Below are 946 nucleotides of genomic sequence, written 5' to 3' on the forward strand. Positions count from 1 at the left end.
TCTTTTGAAGCGCGGTGTTTCTCATCAATTTCATTCAGCAGCTGATCTAAAATGCGTTGCATTTTGCGAATAGAAACTTTTGCTGTAATTGATTTATATGACTGATGCTTTTCCATTTTTATAAGAACTGACTGAAATAATTGCACATTTAATTAGAACGCCATTCTTATACCCTTTTTAAAATCGGGTAAAGATAGGGTGGTTAAAGTGGTCCACTTCTTGCGTTGATTAGGTCAAAACTGTCCTATCTGGAGAAGCCATGCACGTAGACCCTATCGTTGAAGCGCTCATTATTAGACGAAAAGAGCACGGTTTGTCGCGTGAACAAATGGCAAATATTGCGGGGATGAGCGTCAAAACCTACCAACGCATCGAGCGAGGTGAATCGGATCTCAAACTTTCGCAATACCGCTCTATTTTGCGCTCTCTAAATCTGACTGACCTCGATATCGCGCTCGATATTAGGGGGATAGAACACGTAACCGCAGAAGATTTGGTGACGGTTGCTCGGCTGCTATCACCTGAAGCGCAGTCCCTACTGGTGCGCCTCTTATCTCTAGTACTTGAACAACGCTCAGATCCTAACGCTTCCTAATTGTTTCGCTCTGTTATACTTATGTTTTGAGCACCCTACTCTCCAATATCAAGGGGAGGCGTTTTATGAACTGCATATCAATTTTCAGAGGGCTTGCGACCAGTGTGTTTGTCATGATACTTGGCACAACAACATTACAGGCAAAACCTCATCCGCAACATTCGGTGAAACCCATTACTCAACCGGGCAATAAGCACCACAGTCATCCTGTAAATCGTCCGGAGCGACCGATTCGGCCGCCGCATCACCATCGCCCTTCACACGACTACAGACCGCCTTACTACCATCGTCCACCCGTCGTAATAAGACCGCCGCGATACCATTCCTCTTTCATTTATGTGCGATCTGGTT

General features: G+C 45.1%; 1 protein-coding gene and 1 pseudogene. Both read left to right on the forward strand.

Annotated features, from left to right (window positions below):
• The first annotated feature begins 259 nt into the window (after positions 1–259).
• Positions 260–595, forward strand: coding sequence for a helix-turn-helix transcriptional regulator (locus R8O11_RS25700; RefSeq protein ID WP_005462056.1), 336 nt, complete (start codon positions 260–262; stop codon positions 593–595).
• Between the two features lie 65 nt (positions 596–660).
• A pseudogene (locus R8O11_RS25705) lies at positions 661–946 on the forward strand (hypothetical protein); the annotation flags it as partial.

The sequence above is a fragment of the Vibrio sp. 1288 genome, assembly GCF_033344475.1.